This window comes from Kitasatospora phosalacinea (genome assembly GCF_030268885.1).
GTDB classification, from domain to species: Bacteria; Actinomycetota; Actinomycetes; order Streptomycetales; family Streptomycetaceae; genus Kitasatospora; species Kitasatospora phosalacinea_C.
The window spans coordinates 189178-211579 of the sequence record NZ_BSSA01000011.1 but is presented as its reverse complement, the minus strand read 5'-3'; the positions used below and the strand labels follow the sequence as shown (position 1 = coordinate 211579).

The following is a 22402-nucleotide window of genomic DNA, read 5'->3' as shown; positions in this document are numbered from 1 at the left end:
GGCCCCGCACTCCGAGCTCGGAGTGCGGGGCCCTCGGCGTGGTCGGCGGATCAGTGGAAGAAGTGCCGGGTGCCGGTGAGGTACATGGTCACGCCCGCCTTCTCGGCCGCCGCGACGACCTCCTCGTCGCGGATCGAACCGCCGGGCTGCACCACGGCCTTGACGCCCGCGGCGAGCAGGATCTCCAGGCCGTCGGCGAACGGGAAGAACGCGTCGGAGGCGGCGTAGGCGCCCCGGGCGCGCTCGCCGGCCCGCTCCACGGCGAGCTTGCAGGAGTCGACCCGGTTGACCTGGCCCATGCCGACGCCGACCGAGGCGCCGTCCTTGGCGAGCAGGATCGCGTTGGACTTGACGGCCCGGCAGGCCCGCCAGGCGAAGGACAGCTCGGCGAGCTCCTCGGCGGACAGCGCCTCGCCGGTGGCCAGCGTCCAGGTGGACGGGTCGTCACCGGCCGCGTCGACCCGGTCGACCTGCTGGAGCAGCAGGCCGCCGGAGATCCGGCGGGACTCCAGCGCGTCGGCGGGCGCCCCGGGGGCGCGCAGCACCCGGAGGTTCTTCTTCTTGGCCAGCACCTCCAGGGCGCCGTCCTCGTAGTCGGGGGCGACGACGACCTCGGTGAAGATCGGGGCGATCTGCTCGGCCAGCTCGACGGTCACCGGGCGGTTGACGGCGATCACGCCGCCGTACGCGGAGACCGGGTCGCAGGCGTGGGCCTTGCGGTGCGCCTCGGCGACGTCCGCGCCGGTGCCGATGCCGCACGGGTTGGCGTGCTTGATGATGGCGACGGCCGGGCCCTCGTGGTCGTACGCGGCGCGGCGGGCCGCGTCGGTGTCCACGTAGTTGTTGTAGGACATCTCCTTGCCCTGCAGCTGCTCGGCGCCCGCCAGGCCGCCGGTGCCGTCGGTGTAGAGCGCGGCCTGCTGGTGCGGGTTCTCGCCGTAGCGCAGGACGTTGCCGAGCTCCCAGGTGGAGCCCAGGAAGGACGGGAACGCGGCCTCGGACTCGGTGTAGCCCGACTCCTCGAACCAGCTCGCCACCGCGACGTCGTACGCGGCGGTGTGCGCGAACGCGGCGGCGGCCAGGCGCTTGCGGGTCAGCAGGTCGAAGCCGCCGCCCCGCACGGCGGTCAGCACGTCCTCGTAGCGGGCCGGGTCGACCACGACGGCCACCGAGGGGTGGTTCTTCGCGGCGGCGCGGACCATGGACGGGCCGCCGATGTCGATCTGCTCGACGCACTCGTCCGGGGTGGCGCCGGAGGCGACGGTGGCGGTGAACGGGTACAGGTTCACCACGACCAGGTCGAAGGGCTCGACGCCCAGCTCGGCGAGCTGCGCGCGGTGCGACTCCAGGCGCAGGTCGGCCAGCACGCCGGCGTGCACGCGCGGGTGCAGGGTCTTGACCCGGCCGTCCAGGCACTCGGGGAAGCCGGTCAGCTCGGAGACCTCGGTCACCGGGACGCCCGCGGCGGCGATCCGCCCGGCGGTGGAGCCGGTGGAGACGATGGCGACCCCGGCGGCGTGCAGCCCCTGGGCCAGCTCCTCCAGCCCGGTCTTGTCGTAGACGCTGATCAGCGCACGCCGGATCGGGCGCACGTTCTCGGAGACGGGGGTGTTGCCGGAGGAAGCGGCGCTCATGCCGGAATCCATACCTTTCGGTCCTCGATGCGGTGTCCTTCGCGGGCCAGCCGGCCCACGACCTCGACGAGCAGCTTGCGCTCGACAGTCTTGATGCGCTCGTGCAGCGCCTCGCCGCCGTCGGCGTGGTCGGCGTCCTCGACCTCCACCACGCCCTGGGCGATGATCGGCCCGGTGTCGACCCCGGCGTCCACCAGGTGCACGGTGCAGCCGGTGACCTTCACCCCGTACGCCAGCGCGTCCGGCACGCCGTGCGCCCCCGGGAAGGCGGGCAGCAGGGCGGGGTGGGTGTTGACGGTGCGCCCGGCGAAGGCGGCGACGAACGCGGGGCCGAGGATCTTCATGAACCCGGCGGTGACCACCAGGTCGGGTTCGTGCGCGGCGACGGCGGCGGTCAGCGCGGCGTCCCAGGCCGCCCGGTCGGCGTGGTCCTTGACCCGCTCGACGAAGACCGGGACGCCGGCCCGCTGCGCCCGCTCGATGCCCGCGATGCCGTCCCGGTCGGCGCCCACCGCGACGATCTCCGCGCCGTAGGCGGGGTCGGCGGCGGCGTCGATCAGCGCCTGCAGGTTGGTGCCGGAGCCGGAGACCAGCACCACCAGCCGGGCCGGTCCGGGGGTACGGGGCGGGAACACTTGGGCGTCAGCGGCAGCCACGGCGCGATTCTCCGTACGTCGGGTTGTCGCCCGCTGGTACGTCCACCGTCGGTGGGGCCACTACGGGCGGCGGCAGGTCGGGAGCGGGCGGCGGATCGCCGGGGGCCGCGGCGCTGCGGGTGCCCGAGGAACCGATGGAAGCTGCCGACCGTCACCACGATAACGGCAGGTGGGAGGCCGCCCGTAACCGCCCGGCCACGCTACGCGCGTAGTTGAGACGGGGATCTCCCGCCGGAAAACGTTGCGGCCCGGTACCGACCCGGCAGGGTGCCGTACGGCCGGAAACCGACTGGGGGATCATTGACCGGACCGCCCACTCCCCCACCGACGGGGCGGACCACCCGACGAGCAGAAACGGCCGAGACCATGAGCAGCGGCGAGGACAGCGGCGAGCGCAACCCCTTCGCGCCCCCTCCGCCCGGCGCGCCCGACCAGCCGTGGCGGCCCCGCACCCCCCGGCCCCCCGCGACCGGGCAGCAGCCGGACGGGCAGCAGCCGGACGGACGGCAGCCGGACGGGCAGCAGCCGGACGGACGGCAGCCGGACGGCCGCCCCGACGAGGACCTCCCCCAGCCCCCGCCGTGGGGCCCCCGTCCCGACCCCGGCCGGCAGCAGCCCGCCCCGCCCAAGCCCGACCCGGCCGACCCGACGCAGCGCGCCACCCGCAACGCCCTGCTCTCCGGCTTCGCCGCCCTGCTCGCCACCCTGTTCCACCAGTACTGGCTGGCCTTCCCGCTGGCCCTGCTCGCCATCTGGTACGCCGTCACCGTCCTGCGCACCCCCGCCGAACCCGCGGCCGACCCCTTCTCCCCCCGCCCCGTCCGCCCCCAGGTCCCGGCCGCCCTCAGCGCCCTCCTGACCGGCGGCCTCGCCCTGGTCGTCTCGCTGAGCGTCTTCACCGTGCAGTTCGTCTACCGCGACTACCTCGACTGCCGGAACAACTCGATCACCCAGGAAGCCGTGCACACCTGCGCCAAGGAGTACGACGCCCCCTCCTGGCTCAGCGACAACCTCTACGACGGCTCCGACGACTGACCCGCGGCGGAGCCCCCGAAAGCACCCCGGGAGCTCCGCCCTCCTGCGGGCCCCTCGGGGGCGGGGGTGACGAAGCCGGACTCGTAGGCGGCGATCACCGCCTGGGTGCGGTCGCGGGCGCCGAGCTTGCCGAGCACCGCGCTGACGTGCGTCTTCACGGTCTGCACGCCCAGGTGCAGCTGTGCGCCGATCTCCGCGTTGGACAGGCCGCGGGCCATCAGCCGCAGCACCTCGCCCTCCCGTCCGGTCAGGCCCGCCCGCGCCACCGCGCCGCCGTCGGCGGCGTGCCCGGCCCGGGCGGCGGCGAGGCGGCGGATCGCGGCCGGGAACAGCAGCGACCCGCCGGCCGCGACCAGCCGGACGGCCTGGACGACCTCGGCCGGGCGGGAGCGCTTGAGCAGGAAGCCGTCGGCGCCCGCGCGCAGCGCCTCGTACACGTAGTCGTCGGCCTCGAAGGTGGTGACCACCAGGATCTTCGGCGGCCGGTCGGGGCCGCGGTCGGCGTCGCGCAGGATCGCCCGGGTCGCGGCGAGGCCGTCCAGGCCGGGCATCCGGACGTCCATCAGCACCACGTCGGGGCGCAGCGAGCGGACCAGGCCGAGCGCCTCGGCGCCGTCGGCCGCCTCGCCGACCACCTCCAGGTCCGGCTGGGCGTCCAGGACGGCGCGCAGGCCGAAGCGGATCAGTTCCTCGTCGTCGACCAGCAGCACCTTGACCACGCTCACCGGCCCAACCGTAGCGGCAGCCGCACCCGCAGCAGCCACTCCGTCCCGCCGTCCCCGTCCGCGGCCGTCTCCCCCGCCTCGCACTCGCCGCCGAGCAGCACCGCCCGCTCCCGCACCCCGCGCAGTCCCTTGCCGCCGCCCTTGCGCGAACTGCCCTTTCCGGTACGGGCGTTGCGGCAGGACAGCTCCAGCACCCCGGCGTCCACCGCTCCGCGGACCAGGACCGGCGCGCCGGGGGCGTGCCGCAGCGCATTGGTCACGCCCTCCTGGAGGATGCGGTACGCCTCCCGGGACAGCACCCCGGGCAACTCGGCGGCGCGGACGTCGAGTCGGGCGTCGACGGGGCTGCCGGCCGCCGTCGCGGCGGCGAACAGTTCGGGGGCGCGGTCCAGTCCGGGCTGCTCGACGGCGGTCGCGTCGGGGCTCTCGCGCAGCAGCACCAGCATCCGTTCCAGGTCGTCCAGGGCCCGCCGCCCGGTGGTCTCGATCGCCTCCAACGCCCGTTCCCGGAACGCCGGATCGGCCACCTCGCGGGCCGCGCCCGCCTGCACCACCGTCACCGTCAGCGCGTGCCCGATCGAGTCGTGCAGCTCCCGGGCCAGCCGGTTGCGCTCCAGCAGCCGCTCGGCCCGGGCCTCGGCGGCCGCCAGCCGCTCCGCCCCCGACGGGCCCAACAAACGTACGGCCAGCGCGAGTTGCAGCCTTCCGGCGTACACCACCAGCCACAGCAGGGCGAACGCCACCGGCGGCGCGAGCAGCGGGGCACCCGCCACCGTCCGGACGGCGAGCGCCGTCACCGCGCCCAGCGCCACCCCCAGCGCGACCCGGGCCACCAGCCAGCACGCCGTCCGCCCCCGGTCCGCCCAGCCCGCCGACGGGGCGACCCCGATCTCCTCCTCCCGCGCGGGCGCCAGCAGCAGCCGCGCCTGCACCCCCTCCCCGCGCCGCACCCCCGGCACCAGCGCCACCAGGCACAGCAGCGGCACGTCCAGCACCACCGCGGACAGCACCGCCCGCCCGGTCGACACCCCCTCCGTCCCCGGGTACACCAGCAGCACCACCCCGGCGAACACCAGCCCGATCATCAGGTGCACCCAGCGGGTGTACGTCACGGGGCGCAGCAGCGGGGCGAGGAGTGCGGGCATCCGCCCATCCTGCCCCGTCCGCCCCCGTCCCCTCCTCCCTCCCGGGATGGAGCCGGACCACCCGCGGGCGGGATCCGGCGGCCCCGGTCCCGGCGGTTGACTCGGAACAGGCAACCGGAGGAAGGGAGTTCCCGTGATCGAGATCCGCGACCTGACCAAGGCGTACGGCGGGCGGCGGGCCGTGGACGGCCTGTCGTTCCGGGTCGAACCCGGGCGGGTGACCGGCTTCCTGGGGCCGAACGGGGCGGGCAAGTCGACGACGCTGCGGATGGTGCTGGGGCTGGACCGGCCGACCTCCGGGACGGCGCTGGTGGACGGGCGGCCCTACGCCGCCCTCGACCGCCCGCTGGAGCGGGTCGGCGCGCTGCTGGACGCCCAGGCCGTGCACCCGGGCCGCACCGCGGCCGGACACCTGCGCTGGATCGCCGCCTCGCACGGCCTGCCCGCCCGCCGCACCGCGGAGGTGCTCGCCCTGGTCGGCCTCGCCGAGGTCGCCGACCGCCGGATCCGCACGTTCTCGCTGGGCATGCGCCAGCGCCTGGGCATCGCGGCGGCCCTGCTCGGCGACCCGGCCGCGCTGCTGCTGGACGAGCCGGTGAACGGCCTGGACGCGGAGGGCATCCGGTGGATCCGGAGCCTGCTGCGCCGCCTCGCGGACGAGGGACGGGCGGTGCTGGTCTCCTCGCACCTGATGGCGGAGATGGCCCTCACCGCCGACCACCTGGTGGTGATCGGCCGGGGCCGCCTGCTCGCCGACACCTCCACCGCCGACTTCCTGGCCCACCACGGCCGCCGCCGGGTCCGGGTCCGCGCCGTCGACCCGGCCGCCCTGGCCGCCCTGCTCGCCACCGCCCACCCCGACGCGGTGCCCCGCGGCGACGGCGTCTTCGACGTCCCGGACGCCGATCCGGCCCGGCTGGGCGCGCTGGCCGCCGAGCACCGTGTGGTGCTCGTCGAACTGTCGTTGACCCACGACTCCCTGGAGGAGGCTTTCATGCGGATGACCGCGGACGCCGTCGAGTACCGGGCGGTGGCGGCATGAGCACCCCGGTGCCGCGGGCCCGCCGGACGCACCCGCTGCGCGCCGAGTGGGCGAAGTTCACCACGCTGCGCCCGCTGTGGACGGCCCCGTTCCTCGCGGTGGCGCTCAGCGCGGGCATCACCGCGGCCGTCCAGGCCGCGTACGGCCGCCGCGACACCTCGCTGACCGACGACCCGATGGAGGGCCTGTACTACGGGCTGAACTTCGGCCAGGTCGCGGTCGTCTGCCTGGGCATCCTGCTGGTCGGCCAGGAGTACGCCTCCGGCACGCTCACCACCTCGCTGGCCGCCGTCCCGGACCGGCTGCGGTTCTACCGCGCCAAGCTGCTGCTCGGCACCGGCCTGGGCCTGGCCGTCGGCCTCGCCACCGTCGGCGGCCAACTCGCCGCGACCACCGCCACGGTGGGCCTGGACCTGTCCGCCCCCGGGACCGTGCGGGCCCTCGTCGCGGGCGTGCTCTACCACCCGCTGCTGCTCGTCCTGTGCCTGGCGCTCACCACCGTCCTGCGCAACCAGACCGCCGCCCTCGGCCTGCTCTCCCCCGCGGTCTTCCTCGGCACCACCGCCCTGACCGCCGTCCCCGTCCTCCGCGACGCCGCCCGCTTCCTCCCCGACCGCGCCGGCCAGTACGCCCTCCGCCTCGCCGACACCCCCGGCACCCCCTACGGCCACACCACCGGCCTCCTCCTGATGGCCGCCTGGACCCTGGCCGCCACCCTCGCGGGCCTGCGCACCCTCCACCGCAAGGACGCGTGAGCGCCGATCCTGGCGCAGCCAGAACGCGCACCGCAGGGACGCAGGAGAACTGCTGCGCAGAACCTGGCGCACCGCAGGGGCGCGGGAGAACTGCTGCGCAGAACCTGGCGCAGCCAGGGGCGCGGGGAACTGCGCGAGCAACCCCGCACCCACCGCAGGATCGCGAGGTGACGTCAACTCACCGCCCACCTCGCGACCTTGCTGGCGTCCACCTCCCGCAGCGCGCAGTTCCCCGCGCCCCTGAATGCACCATCCCGCCAGCCCAGCAGCTCCCCCGCCCCTGAATACACCATCCCGCCGACCCAGCAACCCCCGCCCTGAACGCACCATCCCGCCAGCCCAGCAGCTCCCCCGCCCCTGAATGCACCATCCCGCCGACCCAGCAACCCCCGCCCTGAACGCACCATCCCGCCGGCTCCCGCTACGCGGCCAGTCGGCACACCAGCCGGTACGCCCCCACCCGGGCGCGGACCACCGGCCCCGCGCCGTCGCCGTGGCGGCCGAGCCACCAGCGCCACAGCAGCGCCCCGGGCAGGGCGAGGGCGAGCAGCCAGGCGGCCTGCGCGAGGGCGAACTGCCAGGGGACGGGGCCCAGTCGGGACATCCGGCCGGAGCCGAGAGCGCCGCCCGCGAGGTGGGCGACGAGCAGGGCGGGCGGGACGGCGGCGAGGGCGGTGGCCGCGGCGGTGGCGGCGGTCTGGGCGGGCGTCCAGCGGGTGGCGGCGCGGCCGATGAGCAGGGCGGCGGTGAGGGCCGCGGCGGCAGCCGCCACGCAGGCGAGCAGGTGCCAGTCGGGGCCGCGGTCGGCGGGGAGCAGGGCCAGCAGCGGGAAGTCCGGGGCGGGGCCGAGCCGGGTGCCGAGCGGCCCGGCGTGCTGCGCGGTGCCGACCTCGAAGCCCGCACCGAGTGCGTAACTCGCGGACCAGACAAGCGCGTTGGGCACCAATGTCAGACAGGCCAGCAGCATCCCGAGCCAGTCCGCGGCGCCCCCGCCGAGCCGCTGCGCGTCCTGTCCGGCGGAGCCGAGCAGCACGGCGGCGGCGAGCACCGCGCCGCCCCCGGCGGCCAGGGAGAGCAGCCATCCGGCCAGGGCCCGTCCGAGGACGGCCGGGGCGCCGTCGGGCCAGAGGGCGGGCGGCAGCGGCAGCCGGGGCAGGACGGCGGGTCGGCCGAGTCCGCTCCACAGGCCGTGGCCGAGCGCGGCGGCGGCGAGCAGGGCGACGGCGGCGAGGTCGGGGACGGCCCGGGAGCGCAGCAGCGCCTGCGGGTCGGCGCACTGGGCGACGGCGACGGCCGCGACCAGCAGGTACCCGGCGTACACCGTGAGCGGGGAGCGCCAACGCACCCATCCGCGCCCCCGGGCGCGCCGGGCCTGGCGGTGTCCGGCGCGGGAGAGCAGCACGGCGGTGACGACGGTGAGCAGCAGCGGCGCGACGGTCAGGGGAGCCGCGCCGGGGCCGCGGACCAGGGGGGCGCCGTGGCCGAGCAGCCAGCACGCGAAGACGGCCCGGGCCGCGTCCTGCGCCGTGTCGTCCCCGTACGGGGCGAGCACCCACAGGCCGAACACCGGGACGGCGATCAGGGACAGGGTGAGCAACGCGGTGCGGACGCCGGTGAGCAGGTCGGAGAGGGTGGAGCGGCTGTCCAAGTCGCTCGGCAGGCCCAGGATCGGACGGCCCATCAGCTGCGTCATGGCCCTCATGCTGCCAAGGCCACCCGTTGAGGGGTGTCAACGCGCAAACCTTCGCCGTGTCCCGGATTATCAGTACATGTGCCTTTTTCCGGGACGGACCTGCCACGGAGGAGACCGGTGACCTCGCCCTCGACCGCCGAACCGGAGCGGACCGCCGGAACGACCACCGGAACCTCGTCCCGGTCCCGCGAGGACGCCGAGCTCCTGCTGCGCCGCCTCGCCCCCCGCGAGGCCCAGGCCCTGGCCCGGCTGGCCGCGGGCGACGACCTGCGGGCGATGGCCCGGCACCTGGGCATCGCCCCCGGCACCGCCCGCAACCACCTCAACCGGGCGGTCCGCAAGCTCGGCGTCCGCACCGGCGAGGAGGCCGTCGCCCTGCTCACCGCGCTCGCTCCGCAAGCACCGGCCGCACCGACCACCCCCGCGGCGACCGCCCCCGCACCGACCACCCCCGTCGAGTTCGTCGGTCCCCCGCTCCCCCCGGTCAAACCCGTCAGCCCCGCCAGCACCGTCGGCCCCGCCAGCGCCGCCGACCCCGTCGCCCCCGGCACGACCACCACCCCCGCCGCCACCGGCCGGCCCGATCCCGCCCCGGACTCCTTCGCGGAGTTCGCCGCCCTGGTGCACACCCGGCTGGTCCAGCAGACCTTCCTGCTGACCGGCCACCGCCACCGGGCCGTGCACTGCGTGCACCTGGCGCTGGGTTCGGCGGCCCGCCGGTGGGCGGAGGTCGCGGCGGACCCGGACCCGGAGGGGCGGGTGCGCGGGGAGGCGTTCGACCTGGCGCTGTCGCCGTGGCACCGGGGCGGCCCGCGGCGGGCGCACCTGCTGCGGTGGCCGCGGCGGCGGATCGCGGTGGACGGGGCGGGCGCGCCGGAGCCGCCCGAGCCGCCGCAGAAGCTGACGCACCGCGACCGGGCGCTGGTGAAGGCGCTGCTGCGGCTGTCGCGGCCGCAGCGGCGGGCGCTGGTCCTGCACGACACGCTGGGCCTGCCGGTGGAGCGGGTCGCGGTGGAGGTGGAGTCGAGCACGGCGGCGGCCGAGGGCCGGGTGCGTTCGGCGCGGGCCGCGCTGGCCCGGGAGGTTCCGGCGCTGGTCGGCGCGGACCCGGAGGACCCGGAGTTCGCGGAGCGGCTGGCGGAGCTGCTGCACCGGGCCGCGGTGCACGGCTGCCCGGGGCCGCGGCTGCCGTCCACGGCGCGGCTGGTGGCGGACAGCAGGCTGCACACGGGCCTGGTGACGGGCGCGGCGGCGGCGCTGACGGTCGTGGTGGGCGGGGCGATCGTGGCGACCCTGTGGGGGGTGGGCCCGTCGGACCTGGTGCGCCCGGAGCCCTCGCGCGGGACGGCCTGCACCGGGGTCGACTCGGGCAGCGCCGGTCCGGCGGCCCCGTACGGTGCGCCGGGTCTGCAGACCCCGTGGTGCGGTCCGACGCCGGGCGTCCCGGCCCGGCTGGCGAGCCTGCCGGGGCAGCTGCCGCCCCCGCCGGGCCGGTCGGCCGCGCCGCCCGCCGACCCGTTCGCGGCCCGCCGCCCGCTGCTCGCCCCGCCGCCGGAGCACCGCCCGCCGCCCGGGGCGGCCGCCGCGTGCGGCCCGGTCGTGGAGCGCTGCGGCCCGCTCTGACCGCCGAGGGGCCCGGGAAGGCGCCGGGAACGCCACAGGCGCGGGAACGCCGCAGGCGCCGCCCGCCGTCGGAACGGTGGGCGGCGCCTGCGGCGTGCCTGCGCGGTTGCTTCGCGCTGCTGCTCGCTGCGCGTTACTGCGCGGCGGCGATCAGCTCGCGGGCCAGGCGGGCGGTCTCGGACGGCGTCTTGCCGACCTTGACGCCGGCGGCCTCCAGGGCCTCCTTCTTCGCCTGGGCGGTGCCGGAGGAGCCGGAGACGATGGCGCCGGCGTGGCCCATGGTCTTGCCCTCGGGCGCGGTGAAGCCCGCGACGTAGCCGACGACCGGCTTGGTGACGTGCTCGGCGATGTAGGCCGCGGCCCGCTCCTCGGCGTCGCCGCCGATCTCGCCGATCATCACGATGAGCTCGGTCTCCGGGTCCTCCTGGAACGCCTTGAGGGCGTCGATGTGGGTGGTGCCGATGACCGGGTCGCCACCGATGCCCACCGCGGAGGAGAAGCCGATGTCACGGAGCTCGTACATCAGCTGGTAGGTCAGGGTGCCGGACTTCGACACCAGACCGATCTTGCCCGGGCCGGTGATGTCGGCCGGGATGATGCCCGCGTTGGACTGTCCGGGGCTGATCAGGCCGGGGCAGTTCGGGCCGATGATGCGGGTCTTGTTGCCCTTGGCGCCGGCGTGGGCCCAGAACGAGGCGGTGTCGTGCACCGGCACGCCCTCGGTGATGACCACGGCGAGCGGGATCTCGGCGTCGATCGCCTCGACCACGGCGGACTTGGTGAACGCCGGCGGGACGAAGATGACGGTGACGTCGGCACCGGTCTTCTCGATCGCCTCGACCACGGTGCCGAACACGGGCACCTCGGTGCCGTCCACGTCCACGGTGGTGCCGGCCTTGCGCGGGTTCACGCCGCCGACGATCTGGGTGCCGGAGGCGAGCATGCGGCGGGTGTGCTTCATGCCCTCGGAGCCGGTCATGCCCTGGACGATGACCTTGCTGTCCTTGGTAAGGAAGATAGCCATTGTTTGAGTCCCCTTCCTTACTTGTTGGCCAGCTCGGCGGCGCGGTCAGCGGCGCCGTCCATGGTGTCCACCTGCTGCACCAGCGGGTGGTTGGCGTCGGTCAGGATCTTGCGGCCGAGCTCCGCGTTGTTGCCGTCCAGGCGGACGACCAGCGGCTTGGTGACGGCCTCGCCCTTGCTCTCCAGGAGCGCGAGGGCCTGCACGATGCCGTTGGCGACCGCGTCGCAGGCGGTGATGCCGCCGAAGACGTTGACGAAGACCGACTTGACGTCGGTGTCGCCCAGGATGATCTCCAGGCCGTTCGCCATCACCTCGGCGGACGCGCCGCCGCCGATGTCGAGGAAGTTGGCCGGCTTCACGCCGCCGTGGTTCTCACCGGCGTACGCGACGACGTCCAGGGTGCTCATGACGAGGCCCGCGCCGTTGCCGATGATGCCGACCTGGCCGTCGAGCTTGACGTAGTTCAGGCCCTTGGCCTTCGCCGCCGCCTCCAGCGGGTTGGCGGCGGCCTTGTCCTCGAGCGCCTCGTGCTCGGGCTGGCGGAACTCGGCGTTCTCGTCCAGGGAGACCTTGCCGTCCAGGGCGATGATCTTGCCCTCGCCGGACTTGATCAGCGGGTTGACCTCGACCAGGAGGGCGTCCTCCTTGACGAAGACGACCCAGAGCTTCTGCAGGACGTCGGCGACCTGGTCGGCGACCTCGGCCGGGAACTTCGCGGCGGCGACGATCTCGGCGGCCTTCTCCGCGGTCACGCCCTCGTTGGCGTCGACCGGGATCTTGGCCAGCGCGTCCGGGTTCTGCTCGGCCACGACCTCGATCTCCACGCCGCCCTCGACGCTGGCCATGGCCAGGAAGGTGCGGTTGGTGCGGTCGAGCAGGAAGGAGACGTAGTACTCCTCCTTGATGTCCGCGGTCTGGGCCAGCATGACCTTGTGGACGGTGTGGCCCTTGATGTCCATGCCGAGGATGGCCTCGGCCTTGGCCACGGCGTCCTGCGGGTCGGACGCGAGCTTCACGCCACCGGCCTTGCCTCGGCCACCCACCTTCACCTGAGCCTTGACGACGGCACGGCCGCCGAAGCGCTCCGCGATGGCGGCAGCGTCTGCGGCGGTCTCGATGACATCGCCGTCAAGCACGGGTACGCCGTGCTTGGCGAAGAGGTCCCTCGCCTGGTACTCGAACAGGTCCACGTGTTTGTCCTTGTTCGTGGTCGCGGAATGTGTCTCTACGAGCGTGCCACGGCAGGATCTTCGCTGCGGGTCGTCGACACTGAGCGGGTACGCAGATGTACGGCCTTGCGGCCCACGCAGTTGCCGGGCGCATCGTCAATCAACACGCGCGTCACGTCCGCATGGCAGGTTATCCCCGGACGACCGGCCTGTTTCGCCCGGGACCGGGTCCGCCTTGGTGAGAACCGTCACAACGGCCCCGGTCCGCGCCCCTCACCAGCGGGGGCGTGCAACGGTGAGGCCCACCACCGCTTCACCCGGACGAGTGGCCGCCGCCCCCCTTGACCACCCGCGGTCCCGCCGCTCACCGCCGGTCCGGCACCGGCAGCGGACGCTTCTCGATCGCCGCCGCCATGATCTCCGGGAACGCGTCCGGCGTGCAGGCGAACGCCGGGGCGCCCAGCTCCGCCAGCGCCTGCGCGTGCGCGTGGTCGTACGCCGGGGCGCCCTCGTCGGACAGCGCCAGCAGCGCGATGAACTGCACCCCCGCGGCCTTCATCGCCGCGACCCGCTTCAGCATCTCGTTGCGGATGCCGCCCTCGTACAGGTCGCTGATCAGCACCACGACCGTCTCGGACGGCCGACTGATCTTCGACTGGCAGTACGCCAGCGCCCGGTTGATGTCGGTGCCGCCGCCCAGCTGGGTCGCGAACAGCACGTCCACCGGGTCGCTCAGCTGCTCGGTCAGGTCCACCACCGAGGTGTCGAACACCACCAGCCGGGTGTCCAGGCTCGGCATCGAGGCCAGCACCGCGCCGAACACCGCCGAGTGCACCACCGACGGCGCCATCGACCCGGACTGGTCGATGCACAGGATCACGTCCTTCTTCACCGCCCGCTGCGCCCGCGCGTAGCCGACCAGCCGCTCCGGGACGACGGTGCGGTACTCCGGGAGGTACTTCGACAGGTTGGCCCGGATGGTGCGGTCCCAGTCGATGTCCCGGTGCCGGGGGCGGTTCACCCGGGCGCTGCGGTCCAGCGCGCCGCCGACCGTCGAGCGGGTCTTGTCCGCGAGCCGGCGCTCCAGGTCCGCGACCACCTTGCCGACCACCATTCGGGCGGTCTCCCGGGTGGTCTCCGGCAGCGCGTGCTTCAGCGACAGCAGCGTCCCCACCAGGTGCACGTCCGGCTCGACGGCGGCCAGCATCTCCGGCTCCAGCAGCAGCCGGTCCAGGCCGAGGCGGGAGATCGCGTCCTGCTGCATCAGCTGCACCACGCTGGTCGGGAAGTACTCCCGGATGTCCCCCAGCCAGCGCGCCACCTTCGGCGCCGACCCGCCCAGCCCCGCCGACCGCTTCCCGTCCTCCCGGTACAGCGCCCCCAGCGCCCCGTCCATCGCCGCGTCCCGCCCCGACAGCCGCACCCCGGTGCCGTCCGCGTCGCCGCCGAGCACCAACCGCCAGCGCCGCATCCGCTCGTCGTCCTGACGGACCGTCATGTGAACTCACTCCTTAAGAACAGGCGGCAGGGGGGAAGGGGCGTCTCAGGCCGTGGCGCGGCGGTCCGCCTGGCGCGGGATCCGCGGCTGCGGGACCTGCACGCCCAGCAGCAGCGCCAGCACCGGCGTGGTGGCGTCGGCGCGCTCCTCGTCGAGCGGGGCGTCCGGGGCGCCTCCCCCCGCGGGAGCCGTGAGCGGGCCGGTGGCGACCCGGGAGCCGATGGTGTGGCGGACGCCCGCCTCCAGGGAGGAGAAGGTGCGGCGCAGCACCGGCAGCAGGTCGGTGAAGACCTCCGGGGAGACCCCGCACAGCCAGTCGTCGAGCAGGCCGAGCAGGACGGGGTCGTGCAGCAGCAGGGCGCCGCCGCCGGAGACGAAGCCCTCGACCCAGCCGCCCGCGTCGGCCGGTTCGGAGGCGGTGGAGAGCACCAGCCCCAGCCGCCGCCCGGCCTCCTCGGCGTCGAGCCGCCCGTCGTCCAGCAGCAGGCGCACGGCGCGGCCGCGCAGCAGGCCGGGGACGCCCGTCGCGGGGCCGCCGTGCGGTTCGCGGGCGGCGAGGGCGGCGAGGGTGTCGGCCCAGCGGTCGACGGTGGTGCCGCCGAGCAGGGCGATCGCCTGGTGGACGGCGTCCAGTTCGGCGCGGCGGGCGTTCGCGCCGTCCGCGTCGAGGCCGGTGCAGGCGGCGGGCAGCGCGGTGCCGAGGCGTTCGGCGAGGCCGTGGGCGACGGCGGTGAGGGCGCTGGTGTCGGTGCCCCGGACGTCGCCGTAGCGCAGGGTGCGGACCAGCGCGGGGAGGGCGGCGGCCAGGTGCCCGGCGTCGGTGTCGAGCGCGGCGCGGTCGGCGAGGGCCCGCATCACCTCGGGCAGCGCGTCGGGCAGGTCGGCCAGCAGGCACTGCTCGGCGAGCGCGGTCAGGGCGGTGAGCTCGGCCTTCGCGGCCTCGGCGACGGCCTTGCCGGTGGCGGCGGAGCGCACGGTGGTGCCCCACTGCCCGGCCTCGACCAGGCGGACGGAGAACTCGGGCTCCCAGGCGAGCTGCCAGGTCTCCCGGAAGGTGCCGGTGGAGTTGACGCTGTCGCGGGCCGGACGGCCCCAGTGCAGGCCGAGCAGCCGCAGCCGGTGCAGCAGCCGGGAGCGCTCGACGTCGAGGTCCTTGCGCAGGTCGAGGACGAGTTCGCGGGCCGCGGCCTCCGGCTTGAGCCGCAGGGTGCGCTGCAGGCGGGTGAGGTCGCGCTGCAGCGGCACGGCGGGCACCCCGTCGGGGACCTCGCCGAGCGCGTCACCGACCACCAGCCGGTCGCGGACCAGCGCGAGGGCGACGTCCGAACCGTCGCACATCACGGCCCGCACCGCGTCCAGCGTCTCGGTGAGGCCGGGCAGCGGGCGGCCGCGCATCGCGGCGAGCGAGTCGGCGAGCCGGACGGCCTCGATGACGTGCGCGGAGGAGACCGGGTGGTCCTCGGCGCGGAGCAGTTCGGCGACCCTGGTCATCCAGCGGGCGACCGGCTGCCCGGGGGCGGTGAACAGGTGGTGGTACCAGCCGGGCGAGTCGATGCCCGCGCCGTAGCCGGTGTGCTGGGAGAGCCTGCGGTGCGTCCACGGCACCCAGGTCAGCTCGGTCCTCGGCTTCTTCGGGAGCCCGGCGAGCAGCGCCCGGTCGTGCGCCACCGTCGGCATCGCGGCGAGCGCCGGGACGTGCCAGGCGCCGCAGACCACCGCGATCCGCCGGTGCCCGGCCCGGCGGGCGGCCCGGATCTGCTGGCGCATCGCGGCCTCGCGGACCAGGTCGCGCCGCTCGGCCGGGTGGTGCTCGCGCAGCGCGGCCATCGCCTCGGCGAGGGCCGCGAACGGGGCGAGCACGTCGCCGTCGGGGGTGCGGTGCTCGACCACGTCCTCCCACCAGGACTCGGGGTCGGTGTGGCCGGCGGCGGCGGCGAGTTCGGCGATCGGGTCGACGGGCGCGGGGCGGGAAGTGCCCCCCGGCACTCCCGGCCCCTCCCCCTCTTCCGACGCAGCGTCGGCGCCGGAGGTGGCACCCTCCCCGGTCACGGTTCCGTCGCCCTCGTCACCGCCCTCGCCGTCCCCCTCGCCACCGCGCGGGCCGAGCGCGAGGCTCTGCGCGGCGGGCAGGTCGATGAACCGGACGGGTACGCCGGCGTCCAGCGCGTGCCGCAGCGCCACCCACTCGGGCGAGAACTCGGCGAACGGCCAGAACGCGGCCCGCGCCGGGTCGTCGGCGACGTGCGCGAGCAGCGCGACCGGCGGCACCATCTCCTTCTCGGCGGCGGCCGCGACCAGGTCGTCGGCCTCCGGCGGGCCCTCGACCAGCACCGCGTCCGGCTGCAGGGCGGCCAGCGCGGCGGCCACCGCGCGGGCCGAGCCGGGGCCGTGGTGGCGCACCCCGAGCAGCGTCACCTCCGCGACCGCCGCCCCGGCGCCCGCCGCACCGGCACCCGCCGCACCGGCACCCGCCGCACCGGCACCCGCGGCGCCGGCCCTCACGACCTCGGCACTCACGCGGAGACCTCCCGGGCGGCCCGGTAGAAGTCCTTCCAGCCGTCGCGGTCGCGGACCACGCCCTCCACGTACTCGCGCCACACCTGGCGGTCGGCGACCGGGTCGCGGACCACCGCGCCGACGATGCCGTCCGCGACGTCGCCCGCGCGCAGCACGCCGTCGCCGAAGTGCGCGGCCAGCGCGAGGCCGTTGGTGACCACGGAGATCGCCTCGGCGGTGGAGAGCGTGCCGCTGGGGGTCTTCACCTTCGTCCGTCCGTCGGCCGTCAGGCCGGAGCGCAGCTCGCGGAAGACCGTCACCACCCGGCGGATCTCCTCGGCGCCGCCCGGCAGTTCGGGCAGGTCGAGGGAGCGGCCGAGCTGGCCGACCCGGCGGGTGACGATCTCCACCTCCTCCTCCAGCGTCGCGGGCAGCGGCAGCACCACGGTGTTGAAGCGGCGGCGCAGCGCGGAGGAGAGCTCGTTGACGCCGCGGTCGCGGTCGTTGGCGGTGGCGATCACGTTGAACCCGCGCACCGCCTGCACCTCGGAGCCCAACTCCGGTACGGGCAGCGTCTTCTCGGACAGGATGGTGATCAGGCTGTCCTGCACGTCCGCCGGGATGCGGGTGAGCTCCTCGACCCGGGCGATCTGCCCGTGCCGCATGGCGCGCATCAGCGGGGAGGGCACCAGTGCGTCCTCGCTCGGGCCGTGGGCGAGGAGCTGGGCGTAGTTCCAGCCGTAGCGGACGGCCTCCTCCGGCGTGCCGGCGGTGCCCTGCACCAGCAGCGTGGAGTCGCCGGAGATCGCCGCCGCCAGGTGCTCGGAGACCCAGGTCTTGGCGGTGCCGGGCACGCCGAGCAGCAGCAGCGCCCGGTCGGTGGCCAGCGTGGTCACCGCGACCTCGACCACCCGGCGCGGGCCGACGTACTTGGGCGTGATCACGGTGCCGTCGGCGAGTTCGCCGCCCAGCAGGTAGGTGGCGACCGCCCACGGCGACAGCCGCCAGCGCTCCGGCCGGTCCCGGTCGTCGTGCCGGGCGAGGGCGGCCAGCTCCTCGGCGAACGCGTCCTCGGCGTGCTGCCGCAGGACCTCGCTGGTCGTCTCGGTGGTCATCGACTGCTCCGATCTCACGGGGAACTCACGGGTCGTCAGAACGCTGCACGAAGCGGGCGCGGAGAATGGACGGCACGGCGCTGACCTGGGAGGGAGAACTCCCGTTCACCCCGTGCACCCACCACTGTGCCGCCCGCCACTGACAACCGACCCGGCGTCAGTCCGCCGCAGGGACGGGCCGGTCCGCCGCCCGCCGCCAGGGCCACAGCTGGGCCGCGCCGAACGCCGCCTCCACCACCAGGAAGCCCCACAGCAGCCCGGTCGCGCCCTGCCCCAGCGCCCACCCCTGCCAGCAGGCGAACAGCACCCGGGCCACCCCGTCGAACAGCCCGTGCACCGGCTGCGGGCGCAGCAGGCGCAGCAGCGCCCAGACCAGCACCACCGATCCCATCAGGTTGGCGAACAGCGTCTGCACCGGCTCCGCCGGCGGCAGTTGGCCCAGCCCCAGCGCGCCGCCCGCCGCGGACAGCGCCCGGTGCGCGAGGGCGTACGTCCAGGGGGTGGCGAAGGGGGCGGTGACCAGCAGGTCGTACCAGGCGCTGGTGCGGACCAGGCGGGCGTAGCGGGGCGTCATGCGGACTCCTGTGCCGTCTCGGGCGGGGACGGGCCCATGCTGGGGGGTGGAGTACTGTCCAGGGTCAAGTCGCCGACGGGAGCAGGGACGTGCGCATCGGGGAACTCGCCGAACGGACCGGGCTGAGCCGCGACACGCTGCGCTTCTACGAGCGCACCGGGCTGCTGGTCTCCCGCCGCCTGCCCAACGGCTACCGCGACTTCCCGCCCGAGGCGGAGCCCTGGCTGCGGTACGTCCGCACCGCGCAGGCGCTGGGCTTCTCGCTCGCCGAGATCGCCCGCACCGGCGCCGAGCTGAGCGCCGCGCCGGACGCCGCGGAACGGCTCTCGGAGCTGTTCCGGGAGAAGATCGCCCTGATCGACGCCCGGACGGCGGAGCTCGCCGCCCTGCGGGCCGACCTCGCCGGACGGGTCGACACCGGCTGTCCGCTGGCCCCGGCCTGACGGCCCGTCGGCTCCGGCCCCCGCCCTCCCGGGCGGACGGCGGGCGGGTCCGGCGGCGGCCCCCGGCGGCCCGCCGACTGTCAGTGGCCCCTCCTAGCGTCAACGGCATGGAGGAACGCTGGAGCACCGAACACGTCCTTTCGCTGGCGCCCGATCCGGCTTCCCTGAAGGCCGCGGGCAAGCTCTCCGGCCCGGCCCCCTGGTCGGCCACCGGCACCGGGCAGGGTGCGCTGTGGGGCCTGTGCAAGGGCAGCGGCAGCACCCCGTACCGGACGGCGGTGGAGCTCGGCACACCCGCGTACAAGTGCAGCTGCCCGAGCCGGAAGTTCCCGTGCAAGCACGCCCTGGGCCTGCTGCTCCTGTGGGCCGCCGGGCCGGAGGCCGTCGCCGACGGCGCCGCGCCGCCGGACTGGGTGCAGGAGTGGCTGGACGGCCGCGGCCGGGCCGCCGCGGACAAGGCGGCCAAGCAGCGGGCGAAGGCCGCCGAGGCCGATCCGGAGGCGGTCCGCAGGCGGGCCGAGAAGCGGTCGGCCCGGGTCGCGGGCGGCGCCCGCGAGCTGCGGCTGCGGCTGGCCGACGGCGTGCGCCGCGGGCTGGCCGACCCGCAGCCGCCCGGCGCGTGGGAGGAGGTCGCCGCGCGCATGGTCGACGCCCAGGCGCCGGGCCTGGCGTCCCGGGTGCGGGCGCTGGCCGAGGCCCCGCAGGACGAACTGCTGGAGGAGTACGCGATGCTGCACCTGCTGGCCGGCGCCTACGGCCGGATCGACACCCTGCCGGAGGCCCTGGCGGCGACGGTCCGGGCCCGGGTCGGCTTCACCACCGACACCGCCGACCTGCTCGCCGGGCCGACCGTCCGGGACCGCTGGCACGTCCTGGGCAGCCGGGACACCGCGGACGACCGGCTGACCACCCGCCGGGTGTGGCTGCGCGGCGCGAAGACCGGACGGCCCGCCCTGCTGCTGGCCTTCGGCCGCCCCGGCCAGGCGCCCGACCTCGCGCTGCCCACCGGCTACCTGCTGGAGGCCGAACTGGCCTACCACCCGGGCGCCCGCCCGCTGCGGGCCGTCCTGGGCACCCGCTACGGCAGCCCCGAGCCCGCCCCGGCCGCCGCGCCCGCGGGCCTGTCGCCCGCCGGGGCGCTCGCCGAGTACGGCGCCGCCGTCGCCGAGGACCCGTGGCTGGACGGCTGGCCGACCGTCCTGGCCGACGTGGTGCCGGTCCGCACGCCGGAGGGCTGGCAGCTCACCGACGGCACCCACGCGCTGCCGGTGCGCCGCGGTGCGCTGCCCGAGACGGCGCTGTGGCGGCTGGCCGCGGTCTCCGCCGGGCACCCCGTCACGCTGTTCGGCGAGTGCGGCCACCACGGCTTCGCCCCCGTCACCGCCTGGGACGCCGAGCACCGGCCCGTCCCGCTCGGCTGACCGCCCGGCAGCACCGAACTCCCCTGCACCCGTACCACCGACGGAACGGGACGCTCCCCGGCGCCCCCTGACCCGCCGTCGACCGGAGGAAACGATGACCCGCACCCGCAGCATCCGGCAGCGCGCCGCCGTCCGACGCATCACCCTGCACCACGCCGCCCGCCGGGCCGCCCTCGCCAGCGGCTGGGGCCGCCGCCACCGCGCCGCCGTCCAGCGTCCGAACGGGGCCCGGGCATGAGCGCGCCCGTGCTCGCCCCCGCCGACGACTGGGCCGAGCTGCAGGGCGCCGCCCTGCTCGGCACCGACCGCCGCCCGCTGCCCGAGCCGCGCACCGCGCTGGCCGCCGCCCTCGACCGCACCGACCCGGCGGGCGCCCTGCTCGACCTGGCCGCCGTCGCCGCGGTCCGCCGCCGGGCCGGCGCGCTGCCGGCCCCCGCCGTCGAGACGCCCGCGCCCGCGCCGGACGACCCGCGGCCCGCCCTGCCCGAGGCCGCCGCCCGCCGCCTGGCCGTCCTGCTCGGCACCCGCAGCGGCCAGGGCACCACGGCCAACCTGGCCGAACTCCTCCCGCAGTGGCTGGCCGCCGCCCGCAGCCGCGGCTACCGGCTGCCGCCCGCCCTCGTCCCGACCCTGCTGGACACCGCCCGGGCCCGCTCCGAACTGCGCACCGACGCCGTCACCCTGGCCGGTCCGCTCGGCCGCTGGCTGGCCCCGCACAACCCCGACTGGACGTACGTCACCCGCACCGCCGGGGAGCAGGACGTCCTCGACCAGCCCGGTGAACTCCTGTGGCAGGAGGGCCTGTTCGCCGAACGCGTCACCCACCTCACCCGGCTGCGCCGCACCGACCCGGCCGCCGGTCTGGCCCTGCTCGCCTCCACCTGGAGCACCGAGCGCGCCGAGGACCGGGTGCTGTTCCTCGACTCCCTGCAGGACGGGCTCTCCCTCGCGGACGAGGACTTCCTGGAGGCCGCGCTCTCCGACCGCTCCAAGAACGTCCGGGCCACCGCCGCGGAGCTGCTCTCCACCCTGCCCGGCTCCGCCCTCGCCGCCCGGATGGCCGACCGCGCCCGCGCGGCCGTCCGCCACGACGGCGACCGGCTGCACGTCACCCCGCCCGCGGCCTGCGACGCCGCCATGCAGCGCGACGGCATACCGGTCAAGTCGCCCACCGGACGCGGCGAACGCGCCTGGTGGTTGGGCGAGGTCGTGGCCGGGGCGCCGCTCGCCCTGTGGACCACCGGCACCGGCCTGAGCCCCGAACAGCTGCTCGCCCTACCGACCGTCGACGCACCCGACGGCGGCGGCGCCGAATGGGCCGAGGACCTGCGCGAAGCCTGGGCCCGCGCCGCCGTCCGCCAGCAGGACGCCACCTGGGCCCGCGCCCTGCTCGGCACCCCGCCCCGCCCCGGCCGAGACACCCGCACCCCGGGCGCCCCGGCGAAGCTGCTGGCCGTCCTCCCGCCCGCCGAACGGGCCGCCTGGACGGCCGCGTTCGTCCAGACCCACGGGCTCGGCGACGCCTTCCAGCTCCTCGGCGCCTGCGCCACCCCGTGGACGCCCCCGCTCTCCACCGCCGTCGTCGCCGCGCTCAAGCGCGCCGCGGAGCTCGGCTCCTACCCGTGGAGCCACAGCGGCGTCCTCGGCATGACCGAACGCGCCCTCGCCCCCGAGACCGCCCCCGCCGTCGAGGCCCTGGTCGCCGACACCGCTCCGGACACCGCCTGGTCCGACACCTTCACCCGCCTCGCGGGGACGCTGCGCTTCCGGCAGGCGATGCTCGCCGAACTGGAGAACTCCTAGGCGCACGAAGGGGGACGGACCAGGGGCCCCAGGCCCGTGAACGCGCGCCCCGCCGTTCTCAGCTGGCGCGCAGGTTGGACTGCACCCAGCTGACGACCTCCTGCGTGGAGGTGCCCGGGGTGAAGATGTCGGCGACGCCGAGGGCCTTGAGCTCGGTGATGTCCGCGTCGGGGATGATCCCGCCGCAGAAGACCTTGATGTCCGCGGCGTCGCGCTCCTTGAGGAGTTCGATCACCTTCGCGCAGAGGGTCATGTGCGCGCCGGAGAGGATGGACAGGCCGATGCCGTCCGCGTCCTCCTGGATCGCCGTGTCGACGATCTGCTCGGGGGTCTGGTGGAGGCCGGTGTAGATGACCTCCATGCCGGCGTCGCGCAGCGCCCGCGCGATGACCTTGGCTCCCCGGTCGTGCCCGTCGAGCCCGGGCTTGGCGACCACGACTCGGATCGGCCCCGACACCACCATCACTGCCTCCTGGACCACGTTGTCCACCACCCGGCCGACCTGGTCGCGGGCTCGGTGTTAACCACTTCTAACAGATCTGAGGAGAGGT

20 protein-coding genes are annotated in these 22402 nt (G+C 75.8%); 8 read left to right on the top strand and 12 right to left on the bottom strand.

Translation table 11 applies throughout. The features are described 5' to 3' along the window. Window positions 1-50: 50 nt before the first annotated feature. Together purH and purN are read right to left on the bottom strand one after the other, a co-directional pair. Window positions 51-1634: a bifunctional phosphoribosylaminoimidazolecarboxamide formyltransferase/IMP cyclohydrolase gene (gene purH / locus QSK52_RS18345; RefSeq protein ID WP_285737141.1), complete on the bottom strand. Its 1584-nt coding sequence runs from the start codon at window positions 1632-1634 to the stop codon at window positions 51-53. Next, window positions 1631-2290: a phosphoribosylglycinamide formyltransferase gene (purN, locus tag QSK52_RS18340; protein WP_285737140.1), complete on the bottom strand. Its 660-nt coding sequence runs from the start codon at window positions 2288-2290 to the stop codon at window positions 1631-1633. Before purN ends, purH begins: the two co-directional genes overlap by 4 nt. A gap of 366 nt (window positions 2291-2656) precedes the next feature. Here purN and QSK52_RS18335 point away from each other — a divergent pair, with 366 nt between their 5' ends. Then, window positions 2657-3325 carry a hypothetical protein gene (locus tag QSK52_RS18335; protein WP_285737139.1) on the top strand — a complete coding sequence of 223 codons (669 nt, stop codon included), beginning with the start codon at window positions 2657-2659 and terminating at the stop codon, window positions 3323-3325. Here QSK52_RS18335 and QSK52_RS18330 read toward each other — a convergent pair. Both QSK52_RS18330 and QSK52_RS18325 read right to left on the bottom strand, forming a co-directional pair. After that, window positions 3304-4050: a response regulator transcription factor gene (locus tag QSK52_RS18330; protein ID WP_285737138.1), complete on the bottom strand. Its 747-nt coding sequence runs from the start codon at window positions 4048-4050 to the stop codon at window positions 3304-3306. The two genes, QSK52_RS18335 and QSK52_RS18330, sit on opposite strands and share 22 nt — an antisense overlap. Then, window positions 4047-5195: a sensor histidine kinase gene (locus QSK52_RS18325; RefSeq protein ID WP_285737137.1), complete on the bottom strand. Its 1149-nt coding sequence runs from the start codon at window positions 5193-5195 to the stop codon at window positions 4047-4049. The genes QSK52_RS18330 and QSK52_RS18325 overlap by 4 nt, the downstream gene beginning before the upstream one ends. Before the next feature lie 133 nt (window positions 5196-5328). On the opposite strand from QSK52_RS18325, the gene QSK52_RS18320 reads away from it, so the two are divergent. After that, window positions 5329-6237, top strand: a complete 909-nt coding sequence (locus QSK52_RS18320) for an ABC transporter ATP-binding protein (protein ID WP_285737136.1) — start codon at window positions 5329-5331, stop codon at window positions 6235-6237. Then, the gene (locus QSK52_RS18315; protein ID WP_285737135.1) at window positions 6234-6992 is read left to right on the top strand and encodes a hypothetical protein; all 759 of its coding nucleotides are present in this window, start codon (window positions 6234-6236) and stop codon (window positions 6990-6992) included. The genes QSK52_RS18320 and QSK52_RS18315 overlap by 4 nt, the downstream gene beginning before the upstream one ends. A 421-nt stretch (window positions 6993-7413) precedes the next feature. On the opposite strand, the gene QSK52_RS18310 is transcribed toward QSK52_RS18315, so the two are convergent. After that, window positions 7414-8685: a cell division protein PerM gene (locus QSK52_RS18310; RefSeq protein WP_285737134.1), complete on the bottom strand. Its 1272-nt coding sequence runs from the start codon at window positions 8683-8685 to the stop codon at window positions 7414-7416. A gap of 117 nt (window positions 8686-8802) precedes the next feature. Here QSK52_RS18310 and QSK52_RS18305 point away from each other — a divergent pair, with 117 nt between their 5' ends. Continuing rightward, window positions 8803-10308 (top strand): LuxR C-terminal-related transcriptional regulator, encoded by a 1506-nt coding sequence (locus tag QSK52_RS18305; protein ID WP_285737133.1) that lies wholly within the window; start codon window positions 8803-8805, stop codon window positions 10306-10308. Between the two features lie 133 nt (window positions 10309-10441). Here the strand turns inward: QSK52_RS18305 and sucD are convergent, their stop codons facing one another. The 6 genes from sucD to QSK52_RS18275 form a co-directional block, all read right to left on the bottom strand. After that, the gene (gene sucD, locus QSK52_RS18300; RefSeq protein ID WP_285737132.1) at window positions 10442-11332 is read right to left on the bottom strand and encodes a succinate--CoA ligase subunit alpha; all 891 of its coding nucleotides are present in this window, start codon (window positions 11330-11332) and stop codon (window positions 10442-10444) included. A gap of 17 nt (window positions 11333-11349) precedes the next feature. Then, window positions 11350-12522, bottom strand: a complete 1173-nt coding sequence (gene sucC / locus QSK52_RS18295) for an ADP-forming succinate--CoA ligase subunit beta (RefSeq protein WP_285737131.1) — start codon at window positions 12520-12522, stop codon at window positions 11350-11352. A 343-nt stretch (window positions 12523-12865) separates the two neighbouring features. Further along, complete coding sequence (locus tag QSK52_RS18290; RefSeq protein WP_285737130.1) at window positions 12866-13999, bottom strand: VWA domain-containing protein; 1134 nt, start codon at window positions 13997-13999, stop codon at window positions 12866-12868. Between the two features lie 45 nt (window positions 14000-14044). Further along, on the bottom strand, window positions 14045-16516 hold the full coding sequence (locus tag QSK52_RS18285) for a DUF5682 family protein (protein ID WP_435053281.1): 2472 nt from the start codon (window positions 16514-16516) through the stop codon (window positions 14045-14047). Then, complete coding sequence (locus QSK52_RS18280) at window positions 16513-17610, bottom strand: ATP-binding protein (protein ID WP_285737129.1); 1098 nt, start codon at window positions 17608-17610, stop codon at window positions 16513-16515. The genes QSK52_RS18285 and QSK52_RS18280 overlap by 4 nt, the downstream gene beginning before the upstream one ends. Before the next feature lie 157 nt (window positions 17611-17767). Then, complete coding sequence (locus QSK52_RS18275; protein ID WP_285737128.1) at window positions 17768-18184, bottom strand: hypothetical protein; 417 nt, start codon at window positions 18182-18184, stop codon at window positions 17768-17770. Between the two features lie 89 nt (window positions 18185-18273). Between QSK52_RS18275 and QSK52_RS18270 the strand changes: the two genes are divergently transcribed. From QSK52_RS18270 to QSK52_RS18255, 4 genes are all read left to right on the top strand, one after another. Then, on the top strand, window positions 18274-18627 hold the full coding sequence (locus tag QSK52_RS18270; protein WP_285737127.1) for a MerR family transcriptional regulator: 354 nt from the start codon (window positions 18274-18276) through the stop codon (window positions 18625-18627). Window positions 18628-18734: 107 nt separating this feature from the next. Further along, a complete protein-coding gene (locus QSK52_RS18265) occupies window positions 18735-20048 on the top strand; it encodes an SWIM zinc finger family protein (protein ID WP_285737126.1) in 1314 nt (437 codons plus the stop codon). 94 nt (window positions 20049-20142) lie between these two features. Then, the gene (locus QSK52_RS18260; protein ID WP_285737125.1) at window positions 20143-20286 is read left to right on the top strand and encodes a hypothetical protein; all 144 of its coding nucleotides are present in this window, start codon (window positions 20143-20145) and stop codon (window positions 20284-20286) included. Next, window positions 20283-21851: a DUF5691 domain-containing protein gene (locus QSK52_RS18255; protein WP_285737124.1), complete on the top strand. Its 1569-nt coding sequence runs from the start codon at window positions 20283-20285 to the stop codon at window positions 21849-21851. Before QSK52_RS18260 ends, QSK52_RS18255 begins: the two co-directional genes overlap by 4 nt. Before the next feature lie 58 nt (window positions 21852-21909). Here the strand turns inward: QSK52_RS18255 and QSK52_RS18250 are convergent, their stop codons facing one another. Next, window positions 21910-22314, bottom strand: coding sequence for a cobalamin B12-binding domain-containing protein (locus QSK52_RS18250; RefSeq protein ID WP_033256091.1), 405 nt, complete (start codon window positions 22312-22314; stop codon window positions 21910-21912). Window positions 22315-22402: the final 88 nt, after the last annotated feature.

Coding starts and splice junctions, on each gene's coding strand:
- purH (WP_285737141.1), bottom strand. CDS start 1,634: ATGAGCGCCGCTTCCTCCGGCAACACCCCCGTCTCCGAGAACGTGCGC.
- QSK52_RS18335 (WP_285737139.1), top strand. CDS start 2,657: ATGAGCAGCGGCGAGGACAGCGGCGAGCGCAACCCCTTCGCGCCCCCT.
- QSK52_RS18325 (WP_285737137.1), bottom strand. CDS start 5,195: ATGCCCGCACTCCTCGCCCCGCTGCTGCGCCCCGTGACGTACACCCGC.
- QSK52_RS18315 (WP_285737135.1), top strand. CDS start 6,234: ATGAGCACCCCGGTGCCGCGGGCCCGCCGGACGCACCCGCTGCGCGCC.
- QSK52_RS18310 (WP_285737134.1), bottom strand. CDS start 8,685: ATGACGCAGCTGATGGGCCGTCCGATCCTGGGCCTGCCGAGCGACTTG.
- sucD (WP_285737132.1), bottom strand. CDS start 11,332: ATGGCTATCTTCCTTACCAAGGACAGCAAGGTCATCGTCCAGGGCATG.
- QSK52_RS18290 (WP_285737130.1), bottom strand. CDS start 13,999: ATGACGGTCCGTCAGGACGACGAGCGGATGCGGCGCTGGCGGTTGGTG.
- QSK52_RS18280 (WP_285737129.1), bottom strand. CDS start 17,610: ATGACCACCGAGACGACCAGCGAGGTCCTGCGGCAGCACGCCGAGGAC.
- QSK52_RS18275 (WP_285737128.1), bottom strand. CDS start 18,184: ATGACGCCCCGCTACGCCCGCCTGGTCCGCACCAGCGCCTGGTACGAC.
- QSK52_RS18265 (WP_285737126.1), top strand. CDS start 18,735: ATGGAGGAACGCTGGAGCACCGAACACGTCCTTTCGCTGGCGCCCGAT.
- QSK52_RS18260 (WP_285737125.1), top strand. CDS start 20,143: ATGACCCGCACCCGCAGCATCCGGCAGCGCGCCGCCGTCCGACGCATC.
- QSK52_RS18255 (WP_285737124.1), top strand. CDS start 20,283: ATGAGCGCGCCCGTGCTCGCCCCCGCCGACGACTGGGCCGAGCTGCAG.
- QSK52_RS18250 (WP_033256091.1), bottom strand. CDS start 22,314: ATGGTGGTGTCGGGGCCGATCCGAGTCGTGGTCGCCAAGCCCGGGCTC.